Annotated in this window: 3 protein-coding genes and 1 pseudogene; 3 read left to right on the top strand and 1 reads right to left on the bottom strand. The window is 40.3% G+C overall.

What is annotated here, in order from left to right; all coding sequences use genetic code 11:
- Window positions 1-666, top strand: a pseudogene (locus ACTHJT_RS02895) (hypothetical protein); the annotation flags it as partial.
- A gap of 44 nt (window positions 667-710) precedes the next feature.
- Here the strand turns inward: ACTHJT_RS02895 and ACTHJT_RS02890 are convergent.
- On the bottom strand, window positions 711-1,148 hold the full coding sequence (locus tag ACTHJT_RS02890; protein ID WP_440236241.1) for an OsmC family protein: 438 nt from the start codon (window positions 1,146-1,148) through the stop codon (window positions 711-713).
- Between the two features lie 208 nt (window positions 1,149-1,356).
- Here ACTHJT_RS02890 and ACTHJT_RS02885 point away from each other — a divergent pair, with 208 nt between their 5' ends.
- Both ACTHJT_RS02885 and ACTHJT_RS02880 read left to right on the top strand, forming a co-directional pair.
- Window positions 1,357-1,998, top strand: coding sequence for a 2,3-bisphosphoglycerate-dependent phosphoglycerate mutase (locus ACTHJT_RS02885; RefSeq protein ID WP_440236240.1), 642 nt, complete (start codon window positions 1,357-1,359; stop codon window positions 1,996-1,998).
- Between the two features lie 25 nt (window positions 1,999-2,023).
- On the top strand, window positions 2,024-3,540 hold a 1,517-nt coding region (locus tag ACTHJT_RS02880; RefSeq protein ID WP_440236239.1), incomplete at its 3' end, for a thiamine pyrophosphate-dependent enzyme.

Below are 3,540 nucleotides of genomic sequence, written 5' to 3'. Positions count from 1 at the left end.
AAATTTTTCAGAATTCTTTGCGGTAGCAACAGAATATTATTTCGAAGCCCTGAGGTTTTTGCCAGACAGGAGCCGGAATTGTTTACAATCTTAAGTCGTGCCTTCAATCAGGAAACCCGCAGCATGGTTAAAGCAAAACGGTATGCTCCTGCAAAGTCAAAGCAGATATTCGGAAGTTACATTCCTTTTTTAAATTATTTTGGAGAAGTGTTCTTATATGCAATCGTAATTGTTTTTTCAGTATTCATGGCTGTACTGCTACCTGTAGCAGGAGCAGTTTTTCTGGTAGGAGCATTCTATTTAATATTTACTTATTTATTTAAAGACAGCTTTACCTTGCATGATGATTATGTGAAAATACATCAATCATTGACCAAGCGGATTGTAAAGAAGATACTTCCTTCCATATATAAATACGAAACAAATATTGATTATGCAGATGTATTGTATGTGACAGCCCAGGAATTTGATTTCAATACTGAGCGAAATATGTTTGAGGAATTAAAGGAAGGATACTGGTATACGCTTTGTTATTATCAGGGTGGAAAGATTTATTATGCCAAACAATCAACCAATGATAAGGAGTGTGATTCGATTTTACGTTTTTTGTATGTACAAAAAATGGTAGGAACACGTCTTAATGGAAATTATAAAAAGTATAGGTAAGTAAACTACAGGCCTTAGTACTAAGGTCTGTAGTTTACTTATTGTTATTTTAACAGGTTTGCTGAAAGTGTTATTTCAACTGCAGATAAAGCCTGGCTCACCGGACAATTTTTCTTTGCAACGTCTGCAAGTTCTTTAAACTGCTGTTCGCTTATATTCGGTACCTGCCCCTCTAAATACAGGTGTATGGATTTGAATTTGAATCCACCGTTTTCCTGTACCATGGTAATGCTTGCTTCTGTCGATAATTTCGTCGGAACGAAATTGGCCTGCGTAAGCTGGAAGCTCAATGCCATACTGAAGCAGCCTGCATGTGCTGCTGCAATCAATTCTTCCGGATTGGTGCCTGCTTTTCCATCTTCATTTTCAAAACGCGTTTTAAATGAATAAGGTGTTTCTTTTAATACGGTACTCGGTGAAGTTAATGTACCCTTGCCTTCAAGGCCTGATCCTTGCCATACGGCGCTTGCTTTACGTATCATGTGTAACTGGTTTAATAAGTTGAAAAGAAATGTTTAAAGTAATCAGTAATCAACTTTAATTTATGAAAAACATGTTAAAAACATAAGTTGAAAACGAATTAATAATAATTAATTAAACAACATTTTCTTCTCAGACTTTTATTTACGCGAGGGTCTTTTTATATTATAGTAAATAGAATGTTTGTTTAACATAATCTTTATATTTCCTATGTCTATTCTTGTTATCGTCCGGCATGGACAATCTGAATGGAATCTTAAGAACCTGTTTACGGGTTGGTCGGATGTTGAATTAACTGTCACCGGTGAACACGAAGCTCAACATGCCGGTATTGTTTTGCGGCCGTATCATTTTGACTTTGCATATACATCTGTGCTGAAACGGGCTATTCACACATTGTCAATCATTCTTGAAGAGATGCAGGTATCAATTCCGGTCATAGAAAACCAGGCATTGAATGAACGCAATTACGGAAACCTGCAGGGATTGGATAAAGCAGAAGTCGGTAATAAGTACGGAGCACAACAGCTGATGTTATGGCGCCGGAGCTTTACTGAAGTACCGCCGGGCGGGGAGAGTCTGGAAAATACCTATCAACGGGTTGTTCCATATTACCAGCAGGAAATAGAACCAAAATTACGTGCAGGGAAAAATATACTGATTGTAGCACATGGCAATAGCCTTCGTGCTTTGATGATGTACCTGGAACATATTTCACCGGAAGACATTGCACATGTTGACCTGGCTACAGGAGCGCCAAGGTTGTATGAATTTTCAGACAACTTAGAAGTAAAATCTGTATCTTATGTAAAGCTTACTGCGCCCCTTTCAGACGGCTCTACGCTTTTGTAAATATTTAAATAATAATCTAACAGCTATGTTTTCAAAAACAGTTTCGGATCAGCTTGTAACCATGTTAGTGCAGGCAGGTATCAAAAGAATTTATGCCGTAACAGGCGACAGTCTGAATTTCGTCAATGATGCTATTCGCAGAAACGGGGAGATAGAGTGGATACATGTACGTAATGAAGAGACCGGTGCCTTTGCAGCCGGGGCGGAAGCGCAGTTAAACGGTATTGCATGCTGTGCAGGCAGCAGTGGTCCGGGTCATGTGCATCTATTGAATGGATTATATGATGCGCATAAATCAAGCGCTTCTGTAATTGCCATTGCTTCAACCTGTCATTCAACAGAATTCGGTACCGATTCTTTTCAGGAAACCAATACCATAAAATTATTTGCTGATTGCAGCTGCTACAATCAGGTTGCTGTTACTCCCCAGCAGTTTCCAAGAATGTTCCAGTCCGCAATTCAGCATGCGATTCATAAAAAAGGTGTAGCAGTAGTTGGTTTACCCGGCGACCTTACAGACAAGCCTGCAGTTGAAAGTACAACTGCCATGCAGGTGTATCGTGCCAATCCGGTAATAAAACCTGATGCATATGAATTACAATCGCTCGCAGAGATGTTACAGGCACACGAAAGGATCACTATTTTCTGCGGTGTTGGCGCAGCTGAAGCACACGATGAAGTGGTTGAATTATCAAAGATCCTGAATGCACCTGTTGGTTATTCCTTTAAAGGGAAAATGGGGATTCAGCATAACAATCCCAATGAGATAGGCATGACTGGCCTGCTGGGCTTGCCTGCAGCTTTCCAGAGCATGCATGAATCGGATCTGATTCTTTTGTTGGGGACAGATTTTCCTTATCCGGATTTCATGCCGGTGAAAAATAAAATCATTCAGATCGATACAGCCCCTGAAAGACTTGGCAGAAGAGCCAAGCTGGATATGGGGCTCTGTGGTAATATCAAAGATACACTTGCCGCATTAATCCCTTTACTTGTTCAGCAGCCTAAAGATTTTTTCCTGAAAAAACAATTGGAAGGCTATGCTGAAGTAAAAGAACATTTACAAAATTATGTTAATGATCCGGGTAATGTAAATTCTATTCACCCGGAATATGTAGCATCACGTATTGATATACTCTCTGATGCAGATGCCATTTATACGGTTGATACAGGTATGACTTGTGTATGGGCAGCCCGCTATTTAAAAGCAACCGGGAAGCGTACATTATTAGGATCGTTTAATCACGGCTCTATGGCTAATGCCATGCCGCAGGCTATCGGCGCTGCGTTGGCTTGTCCGGACAGACAAGTGATTGCCTTGTGCGGTGATGGTGGCATCTCTATGATGCTGGGCGACATCATGACCATTGTACAATATAAATTGCCGGTTAAACTGATTATTTTTAACAACCATAGTTTGGGGATGGTGAAACTTGAGATGGAAGTTGCTGGTTTACCTGATTGGCAAACGGATATGGTGAATCCGGATTTTACAAAGATTGCCGAAGCAATGGGCATGCGTGCCCTTACAGTAACTGACCC

Origin of the sequence: Cytophaga sp., assembly GCF_051961495.1 — a bacterium.
Classification (GTDB): domain Bacteria; phylum Bacteroidota; class Bacteroidia; order Cytophagales; family Cytophagaceae; genus Cytophaga.
The sequence above is the reverse complement of the archived record's forward strand: the minus strand, read 5'-3'. Positions and strand labels throughout refer to the sequence as shown.

What these genes read in the sequence shown, in the direction of transcription:
- ACTHJT_RS02890 (WP_440236241.1), bottom strand. Translation starts at nt 1,148, where the DNA reads ATGATACGTAAAGCAAGCGCCGTATGGCAAGGATCAGGCCTTGAAGGC.
- ACTHJT_RS02885 (WP_440236240.1), top strand. Translation starts at nt 1,357, where the DNA reads ATGTCTATTCTTGTTATCGTCCGGCATGGACAATCTGAATGGAATCTT.